This is a genomic window from Sphingobium sp. 22B (genome assembly GCF_001580035.1).
In the GTDB taxonomy this organism is placed as follows: domain Bacteria; phylum Pseudomonadota; class Alphaproteobacteria; order Sphingomonadales; family Sphingomonadaceae; genus Sphingobium; species Sphingobium fuliginis.
Genome location: NZ_LTAB01000024.1, coordinates 1 through 22829 on the forward strand (window position 1 = coordinate 1; position 22829 = coordinate 22829).

Consider the following 22829-nt stretch of genomic DNA (forward strand, 5'->3'; position numbering starts at 1 on the left):
ACCTCGCCCGGCGAGGTGCGGATGATGTTGGCGAAGGTGCGGAAATTCGCCGCGCCCCGCGGTATGTCGAGCGATCCCGCCAGCGAGGCCGGCTTGCCCGTGTCATTGACTTCGGCGGCCAGGAAATCATCGGCCCGGCGGTCGATGCCCGCCGCGATCCTGTCCAGCAGGGCGGCGCGTTCCTCGACCGTCGACCTGCCCCAATCGCCCGCCAGCGCCCGGCGGCCGCCGGCCACCGCCTCCTCCACCAGGCTTTCGTCCGCCTCATGGACGATCGCATGCGCCTGACCCGTGGCCGGGTTGATGTCCTCGAACCGCCGCTTGCTTTCGACAAAGCGGCCGTTGATGAAATTGCGATAGTCAATTCGTGGCATGTTCGCTCCGAGGCGGACACGGCGCCCGAAGGCGCCGTGCCGGCCGCTTAGTTGAGGGTGAATTCGACGACGGCCGCGCCGGCGCCGTAAGTGGCGCCATATCCGTGCACGGTCGCGCCCCTGAAGCCGCCGGTCGCGCCCAGAATCCAGCCCAGATGCTTCATTCCCATGTCGCCCTTGGCGGTTTCGAGATAGGCCGGCAGCCCGTCGCGCAGGGCCTGGTCGCCGCGCTGCATGGCGTCGAGCAGGGCGCGGTTCGCGGCATCGTCCTCGTCGCGGACGATGCGGTCGGTGGCGATGTCGATGGCATGATCGAAATAGCTGCCCGACAGGCCGCCGATGCCGATCACCGCGGCGCGCTTGCCCTGCAGGTCTGCCTGGGCCGCCGCGACCTTGCCGAGCGCTTCGGTCGTGGCGAAGTCCTGATAGAGATTGTTCGCTGCGACCACGGCGGGAATGACGCCGCCGGGATTGAGGAAGGCGTTGGCGACGATCGTTCCGGAATCGATGGGGAAATCCTGATAGTCGACGGTCTTCGACTTGTATCCGCAATCGTTTGCGGCGGCGGCGCAGGCATGAGCCAGTTCCACATCGGCGCGCAGGTCCATCTGGAGGTCGCCATAGTCGTACCAGTTTTCGTCGACATGGATGCCGGTGCTGTGCGGGCGCGCCTGCCACAATTCATCGAGCACCGCGAACCACTGCGTCGAATAGATCAGCAGGACGTCGGGCTTCGAAGCGGCGAGGGCACGGCCCGCCGCATGGCTGGCATCCGCGAGCGGAGCCCAGGCGGGGTTTTCAGGCCGAAGGAAGGGAAGCGGATTGCCCGGCATCAGAAATGCGGAAACGATTGGCATGCGGAACTCCAATTCCAGAGCATCTTGCGCGAATGAGCGAAGGATTGCGCGGCGGCGATGCGGTAACGAAGAATGCGGGGCGCGCCGCCGCGTTCGCCGCGGCGCGCCCCGGGCCGGGTGTCAGGAGGCGAGGCGCCATTCCATCACGGCGTTGCCGGTGCCGATGACGGTGCCGTAGCCATAAAGTTGCGCCGGGACGTCGGTATAGTCCATGGCCGACACCATCCAGGGGAAGGCGCCCGACTTCACTTCGGCAAAGGCTTCCTCGACCCATTCGGGGAAGAGGTTCATCACTTCCCGCAGCTTGCCCTGGCGCATGAGTTCGATCATGCGCATGTCCCATTTATAGCCCTTGTAGCTCTGGGGATGTTCGCGGCTCATATCCTCCGGGATTTCCGGCTCTTCATGGAAATGGAAGTGCGAGAAGGTGTTGGAGGCGAGCAGGACGGCGCGCTTGCCGCTCTTTTCGATGGCGCGGCGGGTGGCGACGCCCAGCCGCTCCATCTCCTCAATCCCCTCGTCCAGCTGGAGATAATAAGGCGAATTATTGGCCGAGATGCCCACCACCGGAATGTCCCATTGCGGACGGACCATGTGCAGCGTGGTGATGGTGCCGTAATCCACGCGGAAATTGGGATTGCGCATCATCTGCGAGGTGAGGCCGGCCGCCTGCGCCTCCGCACAGCAGGCCTCCGCCAGTTCGACATCGACCTGCATGTCGAAATTATAGCGGAAGAGGTTGGGGAAGATCGGATCGACCGACTTGCCCGTCAGGCGCGGCACGCCCAGGAAATGGTGGCCGACCAGGGTGATCCAGTGCGGCGAATGCACCAGCAGCACGTCGGGCTTCAGTTCCTCGATGCTCTTGCGAACATGTTCATAGCCCCAGCGGAGCATTTCCCAGCCGCCCTCCGAGCGCGCCTCGTTCTGGGGCGGGTTTTCGGCATAGACGAGATGCGGCGGGTGCGGTGCCACAAAGCCGGCGACAATCTTACCTTCAGACATAGCTGGTCCTCTCAGCGCTGTTTTGAACCAATCCAGCTTCGCCGTCGAAGCGGCGACTCACTGCTGCAAAAACTAACTTGCAATCGATTGCATATCAAGTTGGGGTTTGTTCTTTTTGTCAAGGCCGGTTTCGGCGGCCGAGAGGCGTTCGACGAGCCGCCGATATTGCACCAGCGCCGAGTCCGCCCGGACGATCAGCATGTCCGCATCCCCCTCCGCAAGCCGGGCCTGTTGCGCCTCGATAATCTCCTTGTCCTCCAGGAAGGCGGCGTTCGCGACGGCGGAGAAAGCCTCCGCATAGCCGTCGACATCCTCCTCCACGCGCGGTCCGTAGGCGAAGAAATAGCGTGCGGTGCCCTCCGTCATGGGGGTGACGGCCTGAAGCGAATAGCTGAAGGAAAGCAGGGACGGATCGTCGCCCGGCGACCGGCCGCCATGGCGTTCGGCGGCGCCGACCGGGAACATCTTGAACGTCAGGCTCAATATGCCGGGGACCGAGAATTCATATTCGTTCCAATAATCGATCCTGCCCAGTTCCGGCTGATGATGCGGGGCGGGCTGGTCGCGCACCCAGCGTTCCAGATGCAGGCCGCGGTCGCGCTGTTCGATTCGCGGGCGGGTGAGCGCCCATTCCTCCGTCACGCCGAAGCTGTTGGGGTGGACGTAGCTCAGATGGCTGAAATCGAGGAGGTTGTCGCAGACCAGGGCGGCGGCCGCCCGATAGTCGATGACGCCCGGCTTCAGGACGAACCGGCCTTCGTCGATTCCGCTGACCGGCGGGATCAGCGCGGGATCGGCGCCGGCTTCGTCGCCCATCCAGACCCAGATCCAGCTATGCCGCTCGACCACCGGATAGGCGGTGACGCGCGCGGTGGCGGGGATGGCGGCGGCGCCCGGTATTTCCGTGCAGGCGCCGGTCGCCCCATATTTGAAGCCGTGATACATGCACCGGATCTCCTCCCCCTCCACCCGGCCCTTGGACAGGGGGGCGGAACGGTGGCGGCAGCGGTCTTCCAGCGCGACCAGCCTGCCCGATCCCGTCCGGTAGATGACGATCGGCCTGTCGAGGATCTTGAGGGCGAGCAGTTCCCCATTGGCCAGGGACTGCGCCCAGCCTGCTACATACCAGGCATTGCGTACATACATATGTCCTCTCCATTCAGTGGATGACCGGCGGAGCGCTTCTGGCGGCGTTCCTGCCGGGCTAAGGGGTTGGTGGGTTCCTCCGGACTGCGGCATGATCCGGGGGCGCCGGGGCCGGGGAGGGATGTCCGCCGCTTCCCGGAAGGGGCTGCGCTGGCTGCAATCCGGCGGCAGGCTCCCTCATCGCAATCCCTCCGATCCCTGGCCGAGCCTGCCTATCGGCGGCGGTAAACGGCGGCCTTCGCCGGGGTTCGCGGCGTTGCATGTTCCGGCGGGGTCACGATCCCGAAATGCCTGGTCAGGGTCGAATGGCTCATGTGACTTTCGCCTCCGCATCTGGAAAAGGGACTCATAAGAGTCATCGCGAATGTTTACAATCGATTGCAGACCATTGCCAGACATGTCAAGCTGCGATTTATGTTGCCAACGATTGCAGGCCCCGTGAAGGGTAGCGCCCAATCATGGAGAGAGCCTTGCCCGCCACTATTCAGCCGTCCCGGATCGTGACCCTCAAGCGGGTCGCGCAGGAGGCGGACGTTCATCCTTCGACCGCGTCGCGCGCGCTCAACCCCGAAACCCGCCATCTGGTGGCGGAAGATGTGGCGGAGCGCGTGACGTCCGTCGCGCGCACCCTAGGCTACCGGCGCAACCTGCTTGCCGCGGGCTTGCGGACGGGCAGGTCGCATCTGGTCGGCATGCTGGTGCCCGACATCGCCAACACCGTCTTCTCGCCCATATTGAGCGGCGCGGCGGAAAGACTGGCGGCGGAGGGATTTTCAACCGTGGTCGCGGATGTCGGCCGGCAACCGGCGCGGGAGCTGGAGGTCGCCCGGGAACTGGCGACCCGGCAGGTCGAGGGGCTGATATTGGCGACGGCGCAGCGGGACGATCCGGTCGTCGATTTCTGCCTGGCGCAGGGGATTCCGACGGTGCTGGTCAACCGCGCGGAGGAAAAGCGGCGGCTGTCGGCGGTGGTTTCCGACGATGCGCTGGGCATGCAGCTGGCGGTCGACCATGTCTTCGAACTGGGCCATCGCGCCATCGCCCATCTCGCGGGGCCGGAAGCCATTTCGACCGGCCATCTGCGGCGGCGGGCCTTTTACGGCGCGATGGACCATCACGGATTGCGGAGCGGGGACGACCTGCACGAATCGACCCAGGGCTATAGCCGGGAGGAGGGGGCGGCCGCCACGCGCAGGCTGCTGGAGCGGCGGCCGGACGTCACCGCCATCGTCGCCGCCAACGATCTGCTGGCGCTGGGCGCCTATGACGCCTTGCGGGAATGCGGACTGCGGTGCCCGCAGGACGTGTCCGTGGTGGGCCATAACGACATGCCGATGGTCGACCTGGTATCGCCGCCGCTGACGACCGTGCGGATCAGCCAGGAGGCGCTCGGCCGGGAAGCCGCCGACCTTCTGCTCCACCGGATCAGGGGAGAGGATAGCGGTCGGCGGAACATCGTCCTTGCGCCCAGCCTGATCGTGCGGGAGTCCGCCGCCGCGCCGCGAAAGGCGGGGCTGCCCGGCGGGGGGGCGGCGAAGCAGCTCGTCGGGTCATAGGGGAAAACCGGCCTTCGATCCCGCCGGAGGCGCGGCCGCCGGTCCGGGATCGAGGCGCGGCGGCGACCGACGCGGTTCCGTCAGTCCTCCAGGATCACATTGGCCATGGCGAGCACGACCGTCGCCTGCCGGTCGGACCGGTTGGCGATCGTCCTTTCCTCCCCCGGCGCGAAGCGGCATGCGTCCCACCGGCCAAGCGTCGCCGGAACGCCGCCGCTGGAAAATTCCAGCTCTCCCTCGACCACCAGATAGAGCTTTTCATAGGGAGAGGCGGACGGCTGGATACAGCCGCCCGGTTCGATGATCGACAGGCCCATCCAGGCGAAGCCGGACGGGCAGGCCTCCTTCCCCAGCATGCGCAGGCAGCGCATGCCGTCATGCCCGGGCGCGTTATATTCCGGCGCCTCCGCGAAGCGGGTGACGTTCATGTCAGCGCGGGACCAGCACGATGCGGTCGCGATCCGACTGCATGACCTTCGCATAGGCGGACGAGGCATCCTCCAGCGCGTGGATGGAGGATTGGCCCACCGAGAAGGGCCGCAGCGCGCCGCTTTCGAAATGCGGCGTCATCGCCGTCAGCATCGCCACCGTGTCGCGGGTGCTGAGCGACAGCGTGTCGATGCCGATATATTCATGCTGGCCGCGGTAGAATTTCAGGATGTCGAAGGGGACGACGCGGTCGATCGTGCCGATCAGGATCTGCTTGCCGCGCTTGGCCAGCGAATCGGAAGCAGCCTCGAAATAGGGGCTGCCGACCGTGTTGTAGATGAGGCCCGCGCCCTTGCCGTCCGTCAGGTCGCGAACCGCATCCGCGACGTTGACGGCGCTGGCGTCGATCATCTCGACCGGGGCGTTGGCGTGGCCGATATAGGGTTCGTCCCGGCGGGTGACGCCGATGGCGCGGGCGCCGAGCAGCGTCACGATCTGCATCGTCGCCTGGCCCACCTTGCCATTGGCGCCGAAGACCAGGACCGTATCGCCCTTCTGCGGGAAGCCGGCGCGGCGCAGGCCTTCCCATGCGGTGACGAACGGCACGCCCGCGGCGCCCGCCTCCAGCAGGGAGATGTTGGACGGCTTTTGCGAGACGCAATCGAGGTCGAGCACGATATGCGAGGCATGGGTGCCGTCGCAGCGGATGCCGAAATCGCCGCTCGATCCCCAGACCTCCACGCCGACCAGTTCGCTGGGCCCCTCCACGATGCGGCCGGAGAAATCGCGGCCCGGCGTGCGCGGCCAGACGGCATAGGGCATCATGCCGATCGCCGCCTTCACGTCGCTGGGATTGACGGCGGCGCAGGCGATTTCGACGAGCACCTGGTCCGGCTTCACCTCCAGGCGCACGTCCGATTCGACGGGGAGGCGGACGCTGGAGGCGTCATTCGCCTTTTCCGTCAGGCGAAGCCGCCGGGTAACGCCGTTCTGGGAATCCTTCATTCCTAATATCCTGTTGGTTTAAGGGAGAAAATTGGGTCTGGTCGGTGCCGGGTGATGGCGATTGCTCGAAAACGGGGTTGAACTTTGCAATCGATTGTAGTTGTTGTCGGCGGAGGATGTCAAATGCCATCTTCCGCGATGGACCAGCCCATGGCCTCGCGGCATCCCGCGCAGGAGAGCACAGCATGCAAGCAAAAGCCGATATAGCGATCACGCAGGAAGTGATTCGCGCCATGTCCGGGACGGCCGATCCGCGCCTCCGGCAGATCATGGAGGTGCTGGTCGAGAACCTTCACGACTTCGCGCGGCGGACCAATCTGACGCGGCCGGAGCTGGATATAGCCCTGGATTTCCTGAACGCGGTGGGCAAGGCGACCAACGAACGGCATAATGAGGCGGTGCTGCTGGCCGATGTCCTTGGCCTGTCGACGCTGCTGTGCGACGGCGATCCCGACCATGCCGAGGAGGCCGAGGCGCTGCTGGGGCCGTTCTGGCGCATGCACTCGCCCCGGACGGAAAATGGCGGCACCATCTGCCGTTCGGCAACGCCCGGTCCGAAGCTGGAAGTGCATGGGCAGGTGATCGACGCGCAGCGGCAACCGATTGCAGGGGTGGAGGTCGACGTATGGCATGCTTCCCCTGTCGGCCTTTACGAGAATCAGGATGAAAACCAGGTCGACATGAACCTGCGCGGCAAGTTCACCACCGACAGCGAGGGCCGCTTCTGGTTCACCACGGTCCTGCCGGCGGGCTATCCGGTGCCGACCCACGGGCCGGTCGGCGGCCTTCTGAAGGCGCAGGGGCGGCATCCCTTCCGGCCCGCCCATCTCCATTTCCTGCTGTGGAAGCCCGGCTATGAGACCCGCATTTCGCAGGTCTTCGTGAACGACGACCAATATATCGACACCGACGTGGTCTTCGGCGTCACCCCCGGCCTGATCGGGCAATATGAGAAGCAGGCGGACGGCAGCTATCGCATGGAGCGCACCTTCGCCATGCATGAGGGCGAGACCTTCATTCCCAAGCCGCCGATCGATTGACCGAAGCAAAAGGCCCCGGCTCGGTGGAGCCGGGGCCTTTTCCGCCAGGGGCCGCTTTCGGTTCAGGCCCCTTTCCTTTCAGGCCCTTTCGGTTCAGGCCCCTTTCCTTTCAGGTCATGCGTTTCAGCCGAGCGGGCGGGCGGCGCAGATGCGGTAGCTGTCCTGCCAGGGGCGTGCGGCCTCGAAGGCGGAACAGGCCGCCAGCAGGTCCGCATCGGCCCAGCGCCGGCCGATCAGTTGCAGGCCCACGGGCAGTCCGTCGACCAGGCCGGCCGGCAGCGATGCCGCGGGATTGCCGCAGAAATTGGTGAGATAGGTCAGGCAGAAGCCGATCAGCGGATTGACCGGTTCTCCGGCGATCTCCGCCGGGCCCCTGGTATTGCCGTCCCCTGCGTTCTTCACCGGCAGGCAGGCCGTCGTCGGGCAGGCGATCAGGTCGACGCCGAAGAGCGCGCCTTGCAGCACGTCGAAGGCGCGGGACCGCAGTTCCTGATCCGCCTCGACCTCCCGCCGGCTGAGACCGCGCGCCACGTCGATCCACTGCGTCAGCTCGGCAGGGATCGAATCGGGGAAGTCGCCCAATATGTCCAGGCCCTGCGCCTTGAAGCCGTCGAACACCGAGATCATCATCCCGGCCATCATGCGGCACCAGAGATCGGTCAGTTCCGCATGTGGGCAGGGGAGTTGGAAATCGAGCGGGACCACGGTCATGCCCGCATCCTCCAGCCCCCTTGCGGCCGATTCGATCGCCGCCGCCACGCGCGGGTCGACCGGATAGCCGCCAAGATCGGTCGCGAGGCCGACCCGGAGCTTTCCGACCGGGCGGCCGATCGCGCCCAGCCAGTCGACATCGTCGGGCACGCTGAAGGGGTCCATCGGATTATGGCCGGCCAGCGCCTGCATCGCGAGCGCGCCGTCCCGGACGGTCCGGGATATGGGGCCTTCATAGACGAACGGGAACACGCCGGCGAAGGCGTTCGGCCGCATGACCATGGGCACCCGCCCGAAGGAGGGCTGGAAGCCGAAGGTCCCGCACCAGGAGGAGGGAATCCGGATCGATCCGCCGCCGTCGCTGGCCCCGGCGACCGGCAGCATGCCGTCCGCGACGGCCGCCGCCGCGCCGCCCGACGACCCGCCGCTGTTATGGTCCGGGTTGAAGGGGTTGCGGGTGGCGCCGAACAGGGGATTGTCGCATGTGCCGCGGAACCCCATGACCGGAGAGTTGGTGATGCCCAGCACGACCGCGCCGGCATCCTCCATGCGTTGCGGATAGGTGGTCTTGAGGTCCAGCGAGAAATGCCGGAGCGGCCCGATGCCGCCGAAGGTGCTCGGCCAGCCGGGATAGAAGTTGAACAGGTCCTTCTGCGCGGTGGGCACGCCGGCCAGCGGGCCGACCTCCTCCCCCCGTCCAAGTTTCGAGTCGATGGCGTTCGCGCGCTGCCGCGCCTCTTCGAAGCCGCGATGGACGAAGGCGTTCAGCGTCGGGTCGCGCGCCTCGATCCTGAAAATCGCCGCGTCGACGACCTCCAGCGCGCTGACGCGGCGGGTCCGGACCGCTTCCGCGATCCCGCTGGCCGTTTCGAAATCCTCCATCCTGGTCTCCGTGCTTGCAAAATCTCTGCAATCGATTGTAATAGTATTTGCGAAATTCACAATCACTCTTCTGTAGAGGAACGCCAGCATGAGCATCAACGGCCCTTTGACGGGAAAAAGCTTCGTAGTCGTCGGCGGGACGGGGGCCATCGGCTCCGCCGCCGCGCGCGCCCTGTCGGCCGAGGGCGCCGTCGTGCACATCGCCGACCGCGCGCCGGCGATCGCGGAACGGGGCGCGGCGGTCCTCGACTCGCTCGCCCATGGCGGCGGCCTGCATGACGTCGACATCACCAGCACCGCATCCTTGCAGCAGTTGCGGGACTCGCTTTCCGCGCAATGCGGCGGGGCGCTGAACGGCCTGATCAACGCCAGCGGCTTCACCAAGGCGATTCCCCATGGCGACCTGGACGCCCTGACCGACGCGTTCATCGACGAGATGCTCCAGGTGAACTGGCGCGCCCAGTTCGCCACGGTCCGCGAGCTTGCGCCGCTGCTCAAGGCGTCGGGCGACGGGCTGGTCGTGTCCCTGTCCTCCATCGCCAGCTTCACCGCCGTCGGATCGAACATCGCCTATTGCGCGGCGAAGGCGGGCATCGACGTGATGACCAAGGCGCTTGCCCGCGTGCTGGCGCCCGAAGTGCGCGTCCTGGCCGTGTCGCCGGGCGTGGTGGACACCAGCTTCGTGCCGGGGCGCGGCGCCGACTTCTCGCAGAAGGTGGCCGATGCGACGCCGCTGAAGCGGATCGCGAGCGCCGACGACATCGCCCGCGCCATCGCCGCCTGCGCGACCCACCTCACCTATTCGACCGGGCACATCATCCAGGTCGACGGAGGGCGCGCGCTGTGAGTTCGACCTATCCGATCCAGTCGCCCGTCGTGCTGACCTGCGCGGTGACGGGCAATCTGACGACGCGCGAGCAGACGCCCTTCCTGCCGGTGAGCCCGGCGGAGATCGCCGCCTCCGCGCTGGAGGCGGGGAAGGCGGGAGCGGCGGTCGTCCACCTGCATGTCCGCGATCCGGAGACCGGCAGGCCCTCGATGGACATCGCCCATTACAGGGAGACGGTGGACCGCATCCGCGACGGCAATCCCGACCTGATCCTGAACATCACGACCGGTCCCGGCGGCCGGTTCGTGCCGTCCGAGGACGATCCCAGCGTGGCGGGGCCGGGCACGACGCTGCTGCCGCCCGAACAGCGGGTGGAGCATATCGGCATCCTGCGGCCGGAAATCTGCACGCTCGACCTGAACACGATGAATTCGGGTTCCGCCGTCGTCATCAATACGCCCGGCAATGTCCGCAAGATGGCCGCGGTCATCCGCGAATCCGGGGCGCGGCCGGAGATCGAGCTGTTCGATTCCGGCGACATCGCGATGCTGGCGGATCTGGTGAAGGACGGCACGATCGATCCGGCGCCGCTCTGTTCGCTGGTGACGGGCGTGCGCTATGGCTTCCAGCCCAGTCCGGAAACCATCCTCTATGCGCGGGGCGAGCTGCCCGCGGGCAGCATCTGGGGCGCGTTCGGCATCGGCCGCTTCGCCTTCACCACGGTCGCGCAGTCCCTGCTGGCGGGGGGCCATGTCCGGGTCGGGCTGGAGGACACCATCTATCTGGACAGGGGCGTGCTGGCGAAGAGCAATGCCGAACTGGTCGCCAAGGCGCGCCGCATCGTCGAGGATCTGGGCGGGCAGCTCGCGACCCCGGCCGAGGCGCGCAAGGCATTGCGGCTGGCGTGAGGGCGGGACATGCCGATCCATCCCTTTGAAGGGGCGTGGCCCAGCATCGCGGACGACGCCTTCATCGCCCCCGGCGCGCAGGTGATCGGCCGCGTGACCATCGGGCGCGGCGCGTCGGTCTGGTATAATTGCGTGCTGCGCGGGGACGTGGAGCCGATCGTCGTCGGCGAGGGCACCAACATCCAGGACGGCACGATCGTCCATGTGACGACGGGGCGGTTCGCCACCACGATTGGCGCCCATTGCCTGATCGGGCATCAGGCGATCATCCATGGCTGCACGCTTCAGGACCACAGTTTCGTGGGCTTCGGCGCGGCGGTGATGGACGGATGCGTGGTGGAGACGGATGCCATGGTCGCGGCCGGGGCGTTGCTGACGCCGGGCAAGCGCGTCGAGAGCGGCCAGCTATGGGCCGGTTCTCCGGCGAAATTCGTGCGGATGCTGGGCGAGGAGGAACTGCGCCGCAACCGGGAGGCGCCCGCCGCCTATGCGCGGCTGGCCAAACGGCATATCGATTCGATCGAGCCGGATCGCGCCTGCGGATGATGCGGGCGGGCGCGGGTCGTTCGTCCGGATCTGCCGCGCTGATTTCGCGACGCCGGGCTTGACCCGGGCGCGCGCTTCCTCTTGCATGGGGCGGGCGCCGGAGCGGGAACAGCATGCCGATCCATGAAAAGTCGAGAGGTTATGAGACGGGCGCCGCCGACTATGTCGGCGGGCGGCCCGGCTATCCCCCCGAGGCGGCGGCATGGCTTCGCGACGTGCTGGGCGTCGGTCCCGGGCGCACGACGCTGGAGGTCGGCGCGGGCACCGGGAAATTCATCCCGCTCCTCCGGAAGTGCGGCGGCAGGATCATTGCGGTCGAACCGATCGACGCGATGCGCGCGCAGCTCATCCACGATTTCGGGGAGGTGGAGGCGCTGGCGGGGGCGGCCGACTCGATCCCGCTGCCCGACGGATCGGTCGATGCGATCGTGTGCGCCCAGGCCTTTCACTGGTTTGCGACTGCCGCTGCGGTGCAGGAAATGCGCAGGGTGCTGGTTCCGGGGGGCAGGCTGGGTCTGATCTGGAACGGGCGGGACGAGAGCGTTGCCTGGGTGGCGCAACTTTCCGCCATCATCGATCCCTGGGAAGGGGATACGCCGCGCTATCGCACCGGCCAGTGGCGAAGCGCCTTCCCTGCGCCGGGTTTCGCCTTCGTGGAGGAGCGGCATGCGCGGAACCGGCATGTCGGGAGCGCGGAACAGGTCATCGTCCAGCGCAGCCTGTCGGTCAGTTTCATTGCCGCGCTGGCGGCCGGGCAGCGGGAGGAGGTCGAACGGCAGGTCCGCGCCCTGATCGCGCACACGCCCGAACTGGCGAACCGGGCCGAGATCGCCTTCCCTTATGAAACGAGCATGTTCGCCTATCGGAAGATCTGACCGGCGCCAGCGCCGGGTGCGGCGGCTGATGGCAGAAGGGGGACACCGGATATGCCCGGCGTCCCCCTTTGTCCGGCGGTTGCCGTGATGGTTTACGCAGCCTTTCGGGCGGCGGTCAGATGCCCGAGCGAGGCGGCGAGCATCAGTCCGCCGATGACCGAGACATGTTCCAGGAACACGAAGAAGGACGCGGTGCGCTGCGGCTCCTCCATGGCCCAGAAGGGGTGACCGACCGGAATGGTCAGGGCAAGGAACACGCCGAGCGCGCCCGCGCCCAGCCAGGACCAGCGGTTGGTGACGATCAGCGCGGTTCCCCCCAGTTCGACGATGGTGACGGCGACGACATAGAGTTCCGCCGGCGCCAGGCCCGCATGGCGCATTTCGGCCACCCGGCCGGAGAAGTCGAAAATCCCGGCGAGCCCGCCCGTCCAGAAGACGAAGGTCAGCAGCAGCCGTGCGACCAACAGGAACCAGCGGGATTCAAGCAGCGTGGCGATGAAGCCTGGCATCGGACCTACCTATGATGATGAGGGAAGAAGAGGTCAGGCGGCGGCGAGCAGGCCGCCGCGCTGCATCAGGCCGGTGATCGCCTGTTCCGAATTGGCGATGATCCGTTCCTCGTCCAGCGCGGTCAGCCTGCCGTTCCTTTTCAGGATGCGCCCGTCGACCATGACGAGGTCCACATTGGCCGGCTGTGCGTGATGGATGAGAAGGCTGACCCAGTCGGCCGCGGGCAGGGTGGAGATGCTGACGCGGTCGAGGTTGACCATGATGAGGTCGGCGCGCTTGCCGGGAACCAGCGAGCCGACCTGGTCGGCGATGCCCAGGTCGCGGGCGCCATCGATCGTCGCCATTTCCAGCACGCGGCGGGGCGCCAGCGCCATATTTTCCGCACGTCCCCGTTCGATGTCGAGCGTCGCCTTCATGATCGCGAACATGTTCGCGCCGGTCACGGCCACGGTGTCGGTCGACAGCGACACCAGCACGCCCGCCTCCAGCATCTCGCCGGTCTGGGGGAAGCCCATGCCGACCTGAAGCTCGATCAGCGGGCTGATGCTGAGGCTGGTTCCCGAATCGGCCATCCGCTTGCGGTCGTCGGCGGAGGCATGGATGCAGTGGACGAGCTGAAGGTCGGGGCCGAGAAGGCCGTCCGCCTCCAGCAGCTCGATCGCGCGCGACCTGGCGGCGCGCATCTGCGCCGCATGCATGGTGATCGGCAGGCCCAGGGCGCGCGCCGTTTCCCATTCCTTGAGATAGGCGTCGCGGCGGATTTCGGGCTGCGGCGTCTCCGGCCCGCGGACGCAGATGCCCAGGTGCAGCAGATGGTCCTGGCCGTCCGCGAACCATTCATCCTTCACGCGGGGCAGGTCTGCCAGGTTCATCGGCTGGTCGTCCGCCTGACCCTCCGCCCAGCCATAGCTGAAGCGGCCGCGCACGCCCGTCGCGATGTGGCTGCGGATATTCGCGTCGGCATGGGCGGGGCTGGGGATGTTGTGCGCCCAGTTGTGGACGGTCGTCATCCCCGCATTCACCGCTTCGGCAAGACCGCGCTGCACCGCCCAGTGGATATCGTCGGGGGTGAAGAGCTTGCCCAGCAGCTTCTTCATCGGGAAATAGCCGAGTTCGGGCCGGTAATAGCTGACCAGGCCGCGGAAGAGGCCGTTCCACAGGTGCCAGTGCGTGTCGATGAAGCCGGGCAGGACGATGTTGCGCGATGCGTCGATCACTTCCGCGCCGGGCGCGTCGAGCGCGGTTCCGACCGCCACGATACGGCCGTCGCGGATGTGGATGTCCGCGCCCGCGAGATCGCCCAGCTTCGGGTCCATGGTGAGGATCGTGGCGTTGCGGATCAACACTTCGCCACGGGAAGGAAGGCGGCCGGCGTCCTCTCCGGAAGCGGATGTTGAATCGACCATGAGCACTCTCCTGACTGAATATGAGCAGCCGTCTAGTTACAATCGTTTGCATATATCGTAAAGCGCCAACTGACTTTGCGGCGCGCTTCCGGAAAATTCTACGCAATCCCATGGGCTTGGCAAACCGCCCGATCGGCGGCCTTTCGGGCCGACTGTGTCAAATGCGCAACGATGGGTTTCCGTTCTGCGCCATTTTGGCCTTGACGTCATGTCGGCTATTGACCTGTGCCTGCCCATGCGTCATCTACAAACGATTGCAAGCGCCGGTGGAGTCGCATTTCGACCGTCCAGCGGCCCTTGATGAATGTTTTGCAGGAATTCCTTGGGCGGGGAGGATCGTAGAATCCCCACGTCCAAGCCGGAACATCACCATCACCTGCTTGAGGAGGGGAGACGAATGCAATCGTTTGGAAGACTTTATAGACCGGTTCTGCTCGGCACTGCCGCGATCGCCGGATTGACCGCGCCGGTCAGCGTCGCCGCGCAGACCGAGGCGGCCGCCCCGCAGAGCCAGGGCCCGTCCTCCGAACCCGCGGACATCGTGGTCACGGCCAACAAGCGCGAACAGTCGCTGAACGATGTCGGCCTTGCCGTGACCGCCCTGTCGGGCGAGACGCTGAAGAACCAGCAGGTCACGTCGCTGGCCGATCTGTCGCGCGCCGTCCCGTCGCTGACGTTCCAGCCGACCCAATATTCGACGCCGGTCTATACGCTGCGCGGCGTCGGCTTCTACGACAGCACGCTGGCGAGCTATCCGACCGTGTCGGTCTATCTGGACGAAGCGCCGCAGCCTCTGCCGGTCATGACTTCGCACACGGCGTTCGACCTGGAGCGCATCGAAGTGCTGAAGGGACCGCAGGGCACGCTGTTCGGCAACAACTCGACCGGCGGCGCGATCAACTTCATCGCGGCCAAGCCGACCGACAGCTTCGAAGCCGGCGGCGATCTCAGCTACAGCCGTTTCTCCCGTGTCGATGGCAATGCCTATATCAGTGGCCCGCTCGCCGAAAACCTGACGGGGCGCATCGCCATCAACGGCGCGATGGGCGACGACTGGCAATATAGCTATACCCGCCCCAATGAGCGCAACGGCCAGGTCGGCTTCATTGCCGGCCGCATCCTGCTCGACTGGGACGCCAGCTCCAGCCTGCGCTTCCGCCTGAACCTCAACGGCTGGCGCGATTCGAGCGACCCCGCCGCGCCGCAATATGTCGGCCTGATCCCGCAGTTCCCGGCCACCGTTCCGGGCGAATTGCTGACCCTGCCGTTCGCGCCGCACAATGCCCGCGCGGCCGATTGGGAACCCTATTCCAAGCCGAACATCCTGGAGAAGATGGGCCAGGCCGTCCTGCGCGGCGACCTGGACCTGACGGACAGCATCACGCTGACGTCGATCACCTCCTATTCCGCCTATTCGCGTGACAACGGCCGCTTCGAGTTCGACGGCACCGCGCTCGCCAATGGCGACTATGGGGATACTTTCGGCCGGATCAACAGCTTCAGCCAGGAACTGCGCATCGCCAATTCGGGCAACCAGCGGGTCCGCTGGGTCATCGGCGCGAATTACGAGCGCACCAACACGCGGGAGCGGAGCACGCTCAACTTCAGCGAGATCAGCGCCGCGCCGATCTTCGGCTTCACCGGCGACAGGCTGCGTTCGCAGCAGAACATGCGCAACTATGCCGGCTTTGCGAACGTCGAATTCGACGTGATCGACCAGGTGACGCTGAAGGGCGGCATCCGCTATACCCAGGCGGATCGTTCCTTCTCCAACTGCACCTACGACCGCGGCGACGGCACCTTCGCCGCGACCTTCACCGGCATCGCCAACGGCATCCAGTTCGGCGGCATCCCGATCCCCGGCTTCACGCCGACCTTCACGCCCGTCGCACCGCTGACCAACGATCAGTGCGCCGCGCTCGACAATGTGACCTTCGACGGCACGCCGGCGACCTACCTGCCGGGCGAGCTGCGCGCGAAGCTGAATGAGGACAATGTGTCCTGGCGCGTGGGCGTGGACATCAAGCCGACCAACGGGCTGCTGATCTACGGCAACGTGGCGCGCGGCTACAAGGCGGGCAGCTTCCCGTTCCTGTCCGGCGCTTCGTTCGAGCAGAGCCGGGCGGTCACGCAGGAATCGATCCTGAGCTTCGAGGCGGGCTTCAAGGCGGAACTGTTCGATCGCCGCATCAACCTGACCGGTGCGGGCTTCTACTATAAATATAGCGACAAGCAGCTTCGCGGCAAGGTTCCGGACCCGGTCTTCGGCCTGCTGGAGGCGCTGGTGAACGTTCCGCGTTCCGAACTGAAGGGCGTCGAACTGGAAGTCAGCGGCAATCCGATCCGCGGCCTCAGCATCGGCGTGGCTGGCAGCTATATCGACAGCGAGATCCTGGAGTTCTCGAACTTCAGCCGGACGAACACCTTCACCGACTTCTCCGGCTCGCCCATCCCGTACACGCCGAAATGGCAGCTCAACGCTTCGGCCGACTATAAGTGGCAGGTCGGCGCCGTTCAGCCCTTCGTCGGCGCCAGCTATAACTGGCGGAGCGATCAGAACGCCAATATCGGCGGATCGCGCGGACTGGTGCTGCCCGCGAACAGCCGGAACGACTATGCCTTCGACGATCTCTTCAAGATCAAGTCCTATGGCGTGCTCGACCTGCGCGCGGGCATAGAGGCGGCCGACGGCGCGTGGAAGCTGTCGGTCTGGGGCAAGAACGTCACGAACAAATATTATTCGACGAACGTCCAGACCGCCTATGATGCGATCGTGCGGTTTGCCGGCATGCCGGTGACCTACGGCGTCACGCTGGGCGTCAAGTTCAAGTGACCTGATCGGAAGCGGACGGGATGCGTTCCGTCCGCTTTCGCCTTTCCGCCCCCCTGCATGGGGGGCGATTGCGTTTCGGTCCGGGCGGGCCGGGCGCGACGATCCTGCGGAAAAGGACATCCGCGCCGCCGCGCCGGTGATGACCGGTGGCGGCGGCCTTCGCGCATATGGCCGATGCCGACGCCCGACCTATTCATCATGCTGGCGGTCGGATGATCCGCGCTCATAGGTTTGAAAGAACTGAAGGGCCGCGTCGGAAAAGTCGATAATGGCGCCGGGCGTCCCGTTCTAGGGTCCGGTTCCGCGCCGTCCGCAATGGCGGTGCGAAGCAGGGGCGGCGCATGTTCGTGAGGCAGGCCGCAGCATCACCGAACAGGAGAATGAACCCAATGACGGTTACGCCTATCAGATCCATGGCCCTGGCGATATTGTTGGGCGCGTCGCCCTTGGCCAGCGACCGCCTTCTCGCGGCCGAGGATGCGCAGGCGATCCATGCCGCTGTCCTGCCCTTTGACGCGCATGTCGACATCGTGCCGGATTTCGATACCCCTGCATCGCCGGCGTCGAGCGACGGCAAGGGGCAGTTCGATCTCGTGAAGATCAGGCGCGGCGGACTGAAGGGCGCGGCGGTCGCCGTCTTCGTGCCGCAGGAGGGGGAAACCCCCGCCTATCTCGCCCGGGCGAAGGCCGCCGCGGCCGAGCGGCACGGGGTTATCGAAGGTTTCGCGAAGCATTATCCCGCGCAGGTCGAACTGGCCTTCACCCCGGCGGACGTTCGCCGCATCGCCGCGTCGGGCAAGTTCGCGCTGGTCGAAAGCATCGTCAATGGCGGCGCCTTCGTCGACAGGGTCGAGGATGTCGACGCCTGGGCGAAGCAGGGCGTGCGCATCTTCGGCCTGGTCCATGCGGGGCATAACCGGCTGGCGGACAGTTCGCGCCCGGCGCTGGTCCGCGCGGAGGGGCCGAGCCGCAATGGCGGCCTGTCGCCGCTGGGGCGGGATGTCGTGGCGCGGCTGAACAAGCTGGGCATATTGATCGACGTGTCCCAGCTGTCCGATGCCGCCTTCGATCAACTGCTCTCCCTCAGCCGCGCGCCGGTGATCGCTTCGCATTCGGACCTGCGCGCGCTGGTCGACAATGGGCGCAACCTGACCGATGCGCAGTTGGATGCGCTGAAGAAAAATGGCGGCGTCGTCGCGATCAATGCGTTCAGCGCCTATTTGCGGCCCCGCGATCCGGCCTTTACCGCGAAGCTGGAGGCGCTGAAGGCCGAATATGAGCTTCAGGGGGAGAATAGCGCGGTGCTGCCGCTCGACAAGGCCAGGGAATATGACAGGCGCTATCATGAATTGCGCGCGACCGAGCCGCTGGCGAGCGTGGCCGACCTGGTGAAAGCGGTCGACCATGCCGTGCAGCGCATCGGCATCGACCATGTCGCCCTGTCGTCGGACTTCAACCATGGCGGCGGCATCGTCGGCTGGTCCGACGAGGGCGAGGCGGGCAATGTCACCGCCGAACTGGTGAAGCATGGCTATACGAAGGACCAGATCGCGAAGCTGTGGAGCGGCAACCTGCTGCGCGTATGGGGCGAAGCGCAGGCGTTGAAGCAGTAACGGCATGGCGGGGGCGGGCGGTGCCTTCTCTTCCCGCCGCCGCCCCGTCCACCGTCCACCGTCCACCGTCCACCGTCGTCCTTGTCGTCCTGTCCTGCCGTCCGGCGCTATGAGTCGGACGGCCGGCCAAATGATTTTTACAAATAGGATTACGGATACCATATAAAGATGATAACGGCCCTTCCGGCAGCGCGGAGGGGCCGGCGGATCGCATCGGGAATGCTCCTCCGGCAACAGCGGTGGCCGCGAGAAGGGGAGATCGATGAAGCGGTTCGATGGAGCGATGGCCGAAACGGGCGGCGCAGGCGCATCGGACGGCCCGATGCCGTCTTTCCGGACCGGTTCCTATGCGCGCACCATCCTTTCGCCGCTGTGGCGGCTGGCGCTGCCGACCATGTCGGTCAATTTCGCGCAGATCGGCGTCAGCGTGGCGGAGGTCTATTATATCAGCTTCCTGGGGACCGCCGCGCTGGCCGGCGCGGCGCTGGTGTTCCCGATCTACATGCTGATGCAGACCATGTCCGGCGGGGGGCTGGGAAACGGCGTATCCTCCGCGATCGCGCGGGCGACGGGAGCCGGGCGGCGGGAGGATGTCGCCGCGATCCAGCTTCACGGGCTGGTGCTGGCGGTGCTGATCGGCGCGGCCTGCTCCGTCGTCATGCTGCTGGCGGGGCCGGCGCTGTTCCGGGCATTGGGGGCGAGGGGGGAGGTGCTGCGCGACGCGCTGCACTATTCGACGCCGCTGTTCCTGGGCGTGACCTGCCTGTGGGTGACAAACGCGCTGGCGTCGTCCTTTCGCGGAATGGGCAATCCGATGCTGCCGGCCAAGATCTCCCTGGCGGGCGCCGCCTTCATGATTCCGGTTTCGCCCGCCTTCATCTTCGGCTTCGGCCCGCTGCCCGCCCTGGGCATCGGCGGGGCGGGGCTGGCGCTGGTCCTCTACCAGTGCGGCGCGATGCTGACGCTGCTATGGTGCATGCGCAAATGGCGCGCGAAAAGCGGAGCGGCCGGCTTTTCCTTCCGATCGGCCATATTGGCGGACATCTTTCGTATCGGCATCCCCAGTTCGTTCAACTCGTTGCAACAGAGCCTGATGGCGGTGGTGATGGCGTCGCTGGCGACCCGGTTCGGCGTCGACGCCCTGGCGGGATATGGCATCGCGGCGCGGCTGGACACGATGCTGCTGCCGCCGCTTTTCGGCATAGCCTCCGCAGTCCTCACGCTGGTGGGCATGAATGTGGGGGCGCGGAACGTCGCGCATGCGCGGCAATTCGCATGGGCGGGAACGGGCGCGGCGATGGCCGTGGCGGGCATTCCGGGCATCGTCGTCGCGATCTGGCCGGACATCTGGGCGGGGCTATTCTCCGACCAGGGGCAGGTTCTGCGGAACGCCGCCATCTACCTGCATGTGGCGGGCGGCTTCTACATGGTCTTCGCCGCGGGCTTCATCCTCTGCTTCGCGGTTCAGGGCGCGGGCAGCGCGATCTGGGCCAGCGCCGGGGTGACGCTGCGCTTCCTGGTGACGGTCAGCGTCGGGTGGGTCGCGGTGGCGATGATGGGCGGCGGCTTCATCTGGCTCCCGATCGCCAGCGCGCTGGGCCTGATCGCCTATGCCGGGGCGGGCGGAGCGGCGGTTTTTTCGCCCGGCGTGTGGCGGCGCGGGGCGGCCTGAGGCCCCGTTTCCGGGCGTCGCCGGTCCGCCTTGCGGTCCGTCCAATCCCTTATTTCAACCGTTAAAGTAGAAATTGGCTGGACTGATAGAATTACGACGGTAATTCCATCCGTGGCGACTCCGGCAAAGAGAGCCCCGCGCCGACGGCGCACCAATCCACATTTCAGCATCCATTGGGGGGCGCATGCCATTCGTTCGCGCGCGATCGCGTCAACGCATCGTTATTTCCATCTTCGCCATGTCGGGCGCCTGGCTGTCACCGGACGCTCTTGCCGGGGAAACCGGCGCGGAGGCCGGGGACCAGCCGGACATCATCGTCACCGGCACCCGGCGCAGCGACCGGACCGCCGCGGATTCGCTGGCGCCGATCGACGTGGTGGGCGCCAGGGCGCTCGACACCGTGCCGTCCGCCGATCTGAGCGACAAGCTGGCGCGGCTGGTCCCATCCTATCAGGTGCAGCGCAACACCATTGCGGACGGCAATATCTTCTTCCGCAGCGCGACCCTGCGCAACCTGTCGCCGGACCACACGCTGGTGCTGGTCAACGGCAAGCGCCGCCACCGTTCCGCCTATATCGACGTGACCCAGTTCGGCGCGCAGGCGGTGGACGTTTCCCAGATCCCGTCCGTCGCCCTGCGGCAGGTCGAGGTGCTGCGGGACGGCGCGTCGGCGCAATATGGATCGGACGCCATAGCCGGCGTCATCAACTTCATCCCCGACGACCGCCCCGGCATTCGCGGCTATGCGCAAGCCGGGCAATATTATGCCGGGGATGGCGGCAATTACCAGGCGGCCGTCAATGTCGGCCTGCCCTTCACCGGGAATGGCAGCGTCAACATCAGCCTGGAATATGGCAATAGCGACCGGACCGACCGCGCCGACCAGAATCCGGCCGCGCGGGCCCTGGCCGCCAATGGCGGGCGGTTCGGCAGCGCCGATTTCTACCGCCGGAACATCCGCAACCCCGTCCAGCGCTTCGGCCAGCCCAAGCAGGAGGGGGTGAAGGGCTTCGTCAACCTGAAGCTCGAGCTGAGCGATGCGACCAGCTTCTACGCCTTCGGCAGCTATGGCTTCACCAAGGGGGCGAATGATTTTCTGTGGCGCAATCCCGAAACGAACGCGATCTTCAATCCGCTGCCGATCTGGAACAACTGGTCGCTGCGCTCGCTCTATCCCGGCGGCTTCGCCCCGGTGTTCAAGGCGCGGAGCAAGGATGCCGATCTGGTCGTCGGGGTGAAGGGGCAAGTGACCGACGCCCTTCGGTGGGACCTGAGCGGCCGCTATGGGCGCAGCCATATCCGCTATGACATTAGCAACAGCATCAACGCGTCGCTCGGCCCCGATTCCCCGACGGACTTCTACGCCGGCGCACGGATACAGGCCGAACATGGGGTCAATCTCGACCTCGTCTGGCAGGCCGATGCGGGTCTGGCCGCGCCGCTGACGGTGGCGTTCGGCGGCGAATACCGGCGCGAGGAATATACCGCCGGCATCGGGGAGGAAGCGTCCTACGCCCTGGGGCCGGGCGCGGCCTTCGGCATGGCCGGCGGCGCGAACGGCTTCTTCGGCACCGACCCGACGCAGGTCGGCACCTTCGGGCGCGACAGCGTCGCGGCCTATGCGGATGTCGACGCGCAGCTCAGCGAGGGCTGGGAACTGGCCGTTGCCGGGCGTTTCGAACATTATTCGGACGCCGGCTCCGCCTGGACCGGGAAGGTGGCGACGCGATATGAGCTGTCGCCCGGCTTCGCCCTGCGCGGCGCCGTCAGCACCGGCTTCCGCGCGCCGACGCCGGGGCAGGCCAATCTGACCAATACGACCCAGCGGCCCAATGACGACGGCCTGACGATCCTGACGCGGGGGACCATTCCGGCGACCAATCCGGTCGCGGCGCTGCGCGGCGGCAAGCCCCTGCAGCCGGAACGGTCGGTCAACATCAGCGCGGGCCTGGCGTTCAGCCTGTCGAAAAGGGTCAGCCTGACCGTCGATTACTACAATATCCGCGTGAAGGACCGGCTGGGATTGTCGGCCAATTACACCCTGACGCCGCAGGAGCGCAGCGCGCTGGTCGCTTCGGGGGTCACGCTGGCGCGGGGGCTGGACTCGTTCAACTTCTATGTGAACGGCTTCACCACGCGCACGCAGGGCGTGGATGCGGTGCTGTCCTACCAGCTGCCGCTGGGCGCGGCCACCAGCCTGGGCCTTACCGCGCTCTACAACTACAACCGGACCAAGGTGACCGATGCCGTGCCCGGCGTCGTGTCGCCGCTGCGGAAACTGGGGCTTGAAGACCGCCTGCCCCGTCACAAGGCATCGGTGACGGCCGACCTGTCGCGCGGCCGGTTCGAGGCGCAGCTTCGCGGCACCTGGTACAGCGGGTGGACGCAGCCTTTCTGGGACGTCGTTTCCCTGAACCAGCGCTTCGGGGCCGAAGCCTTCATCGATGCGAGCCTGAGCTATGCCGTGACGCCCGCCATCAAGCTGACGGCCGGGGCGGAGAACCTGCTGAACGGCTATCCCGACAGGGAGATCAGGCTGGCGTCGCTGGGCGCGCGCTACCCCGTCTATCGGCCTTATGAGGCGGATGGCGGCCGCTATTATCTGCGCGTCGGCTTTCAATTTTGAGCGACG

The 22829-nt window shown here is 66.3% G+C and carries 19 protein-coding genes; 10 read left to right on the forward strand and 9 right to left on the reverse strand.

What is annotated here, in order from left to right; genetic code table 11:
• From A0J57_RS18750 to A0J57_RS18765, 4 genes are all read right to left on the reverse strand, one after another.
• A partial coding sequence (locus A0J57_RS18750) for an aldehyde dehydrogenase family protein (RefSeq protein ID WP_153023175.1) occupies positions 1–374 on the reverse strand: 374 nt, incomplete at its 3' end.
• Positions 375–421: 47 nt separating this feature from the next.
• Positions 422–1231, reverse strand: coding sequence for a tRNA U-34 5-methylaminomethyl-2-thiouridine biosynthesis protein (locus A0J57_RS18755; protein WP_061939260.1), 810 nt, complete (start codon positions 1229–1231; stop codon positions 422–424).
• A gap of 120 nt (positions 1232–1351) precedes the next feature.
• Complete coding sequence (locus tag A0J57_RS18760; protein WP_061939192.1) at positions 1352–2236, reverse strand: tRNA U-34 5-methylaminomethyl-2-thiouridine biosynthesis protein; 885 nt, start codon at positions 2234–2236, stop codon at positions 1352–1354.
• Between the two features lie 72 nt (positions 2237–2308).
• A complete protein-coding gene (locus tag A0J57_RS18765) occupies positions 2309–3382 on the reverse strand; it encodes an aromatic ring-hydroxylating dioxygenase subunit alpha (protein ID WP_061939194.1) in 1074 nt (357 codons plus the stop codon).
• A gap of 470 nt (positions 3383–3852) precedes the next feature.
• Here A0J57_RS18765 and A0J57_RS18770 point away from each other — a divergent pair, with 470 nt between their 5' ends.
• Complete coding sequence (locus tag A0J57_RS18770; RefSeq protein ID WP_201030954.1) at positions 3853–4938, forward strand: LacI family DNA-binding transcriptional regulator; 1086 nt, start codon at positions 3853–3855, stop codon at positions 4936–4938.
• An 80-nt stretch (positions 4939–5018) separates the two neighbouring features.
• On the opposite strand, the gene A0J57_RS18775 is transcribed toward A0J57_RS18770, so the two are convergent.
• Positions 5019–5366, reverse strand: a complete 348-nt coding sequence (locus tag A0J57_RS18775) for a cupin domain-containing protein (RefSeq protein ID WP_061939198.1) — start codon at positions 5364–5366, stop codon at positions 5019–5021.
• A gap of 1 nt (position 5367) precedes the next feature.
• A complete protein-coding gene (locus A0J57_RS18780) occupies positions 5368–6372 on the reverse strand; it encodes a zinc-binding alcohol dehydrogenase family protein (protein ID WP_061939200.1) in 1005 nt (334 codons plus the stop codon).
• A gap of 185 nt (positions 6373–6557) precedes the next feature.
• Here A0J57_RS18780 and A0J57_RS18785 point away from each other — a divergent pair, with 185 nt between their 5' ends.
• A complete protein-coding gene (locus A0J57_RS18785; protein WP_061939202.1) occupies positions 6558–7412 on the forward strand; it encodes a dioxygenase in 855 nt (284 codons plus the stop codon).
• Between the two features lie 123 nt (positions 7413–7535).
• Here A0J57_RS18785 and A0J57_RS18790 read toward each other — a convergent pair whose 3' ends face one another.
• Positions 7536–9005: an amidase gene (locus tag A0J57_RS18790; protein WP_061939204.1), complete on the reverse strand. Its 1470-nt coding sequence runs from the start codon at positions 9003–9005 to the stop codon at positions 7536–7538.
• An 88-nt stretch (positions 9006–9093) separates the two neighbouring features.
• Here A0J57_RS18790 and A0J57_RS18795 point away from each other — a divergent pair, with 88 nt between their 5' ends.
• The 4 genes from A0J57_RS18795 to A0J57_RS18810 all read left to right on the forward strand — a co-directional run bounded on the left by A0J57_RS18795 (position 9094) and on the right by A0J57_RS18810 (position 12163).
• On the forward strand, positions 9094–9852 hold the full coding sequence (locus A0J57_RS18795; protein WP_061939206.1) for an SDR family NAD(P)-dependent oxidoreductase: 759 nt from the start codon (positions 9094–9096) through the stop codon (positions 9850–9852).
• The gene (locus tag A0J57_RS18800; protein WP_235600907.1) at positions 9849–10742 is read left to right on the forward strand and encodes a 3-keto-5-aminohexanoate cleavage protein; all 894 of its coding nucleotides are present in this window, start codon (positions 9849–9851) and stop codon (positions 10740–10742) included. The genes A0J57_RS18795 and A0J57_RS18800 overlap by 4 nt, the downstream gene beginning before the upstream one ends.
• Positions 10743–10751: 9 nt before the next feature.
• Positions 10752–11288, forward strand: a complete 537-nt coding sequence (locus A0J57_RS18805) for a gamma carbonic anhydrase family protein (protein ID WP_061939208.1) — start codon at positions 10752–10754, stop codon at positions 11286–11288.
• Between the two features lie 113 nt (positions 11289–11401).
• Positions 11402–12163, forward strand: coding sequence for a class I SAM-dependent methyltransferase (locus A0J57_RS18810; RefSeq protein ID WP_061939209.1), 762 nt, complete (start codon positions 11402–11404; stop codon positions 12161–12163).
• A 92-nt stretch (positions 12164–12255) separates the two neighbouring features.
• On the opposite strand, the gene A0J57_RS18815 is transcribed toward A0J57_RS18810, so the two are convergent.
• Both A0J57_RS18815 and A0J57_RS18820 read right to left on the reverse strand, forming a co-directional pair.
• Complete coding sequence (locus A0J57_RS18815; RefSeq protein WP_061939211.1) at positions 12256–12672, reverse strand: DoxX family protein; 417 nt, start codon at positions 12670–12672, stop codon at positions 12256–12258.
• A 33-nt stretch (positions 12673–12705) separates the two neighbouring features.
• Positions 12706–14079, reverse strand: a complete 1374-nt coding sequence (locus tag A0J57_RS18820; RefSeq protein ID WP_061939213.1) for an amidohydrolase family protein — start codon at positions 14077–14079, stop codon at positions 12706–12708.
• Between the two features lie 397 nt (positions 14080–14476).
• On the opposite strand from A0J57_RS18820, the gene A0J57_RS18825 reads away from it, so the two are divergent.
• From A0J57_RS18825 to A0J57_RS18840, 4 genes are all read left to right on the forward strand, one after another.
• Positions 14477–16912, forward strand: coding sequence for a TonB-dependent receptor (locus A0J57_RS18825; protein WP_061939215.1), 2436 nt, complete (start codon positions 14477–14479; stop codon positions 16910–16912).
• 389 nt (positions 16913–17301) lie between these two features.
• Positions 17302–18525 carry a dipeptidase gene (locus tag A0J57_RS18830; protein ID WP_064232726.1) on the forward strand — a complete coding sequence of 408 codons (1224 nt, stop codon included), beginning with the start codon at positions 17302–17304 and terminating at the stop codon, positions 18523–18525.
• Positions 18526–18787: 262 nt separating this feature from the next.
• Positions 18788–20197, forward strand: coding sequence for an MATE family efflux transporter (locus A0J57_RS18835; RefSeq protein WP_061939220.1), 1410 nt, complete (start codon positions 18788–18790; stop codon positions 20195–20197).
• Positions 20198–20381: 184 nt separating this feature from the next.
• A complete protein-coding gene (locus A0J57_RS18840) occupies positions 20382–22823 on the forward strand; it encodes a TonB-dependent siderophore receptor (protein ID WP_061939222.1) in 2442 nt (813 codons plus the stop codon).
• The last annotated feature ends 6 nt before the right edge of the window (positions 22824–22829 follow it).

Bases quoted from the DNA above. Each gene is read 5' to 3' on its own strand.
- A0J57_RS18810 (WP_061939209.1), top strand. From the start codon at position 11,402: ATGCCGATCCATGAAAAGTCGAGAGGTTATGAGACGGGCGCCGCCGAC.
- A0J57_RS18780 (WP_061939200.1), bottom strand. From the start codon at position 6,372: ATGAAGGATTCCCAGAACGGCGTTACCCGGCGGCTTCGCCTGACGGAA.
- A0J57_RS18785 (WP_061939202.1), top strand. From the start codon at position 6,558: ATGCAAGCAAAAGCCGATATAGCGATCACGCAGGAAGTGATTCGCGCC.
- A0J57_RS18815 (WP_061939211.1), bottom strand. From the start codon at position 12,672: ATGCCAGGCTTCATCGCCACGCTGCTTGAATCCCGCTGGTTCCTGTTG.
- A0J57_RS18805 (WP_061939208.1), top strand. From the start codon at position 10,752: ATGCCGATCCATCCCTTTGAAGGGGCGTGGCCCAGCATCGCGGACGAC.
- A0J57_RS18840 (WP_061939222.1), top strand. From the start codon at position 20,382: ATGCCATTCGTTCGCGCGCGATCGCGTCAACGCATCGTTATTTCCATC.
- A0J57_RS18825 (WP_061939215.1), top strand. From the start codon at position 14,477: ATGCAATCGTTTGGAAGACTTTATAGACCGGTTCTGCTCGGCACTGCC.
- A0J57_RS18795 (WP_061939206.1), top strand. From the start codon at position 9,094: ATGAGCATCAACGGCCCTTTGACGGGAAAAAGCTTCGTAGTCGTCGGC.
- A0J57_RS18755 (WP_061939260.1), bottom strand. From the start codon at position 1,231: ATGCCAATCGTTTCCGCATTTCTGATGCCGGGCAATCCGCTTCCCTTC.
- A0J57_RS18790 (WP_061939204.1), bottom strand. From the start codon at position 9,005: ATGGAGGATTTCGAAACGGCCAGCGGGATCGCGGAAGCGGTCCGGACC.
- A0J57_RS18830 (WP_064232726.1), top strand. From the start codon at position 17,302: ATGACGGTTACGCCTATCAGATCCATGGCCCTGGCGATATTGTTGGGC.
- A0J57_RS18820 (WP_061939213.1), bottom strand. From the start codon at position 14,079: ATGGTCGATTCAACATCCGCTTCCGGAGAGGACGCCGGCCGCCTTCCT.
- A0J57_RS18760 (WP_061939192.1), bottom strand. From the start codon at position 2,236: ATGTCTGAAGGTAAGATTGTCGCCGGCTTTGTGGCACCGCACCCGCCG.
- A0J57_RS18775 (WP_061939198.1), bottom strand. From the start codon at position 5,366: ATGAACGTCACCCGCTTCGCGGAGGCGCCGGAATATAACGCGCCCGGG.
- A0J57_RS18765 (WP_061939194.1), bottom strand. From the start codon at position 3,382: ATGTATGTACGCAATGCCTGGTATGTAGCAGGCTGGGCGCAGTCCCTG.
- A0J57_RS18835 (WP_061939220.1), top strand. From the start codon at position 18,788: ATGAAGCGGTTCGATGGAGCGATGGCCGAAACGGGCGGCGCAGGCGCA.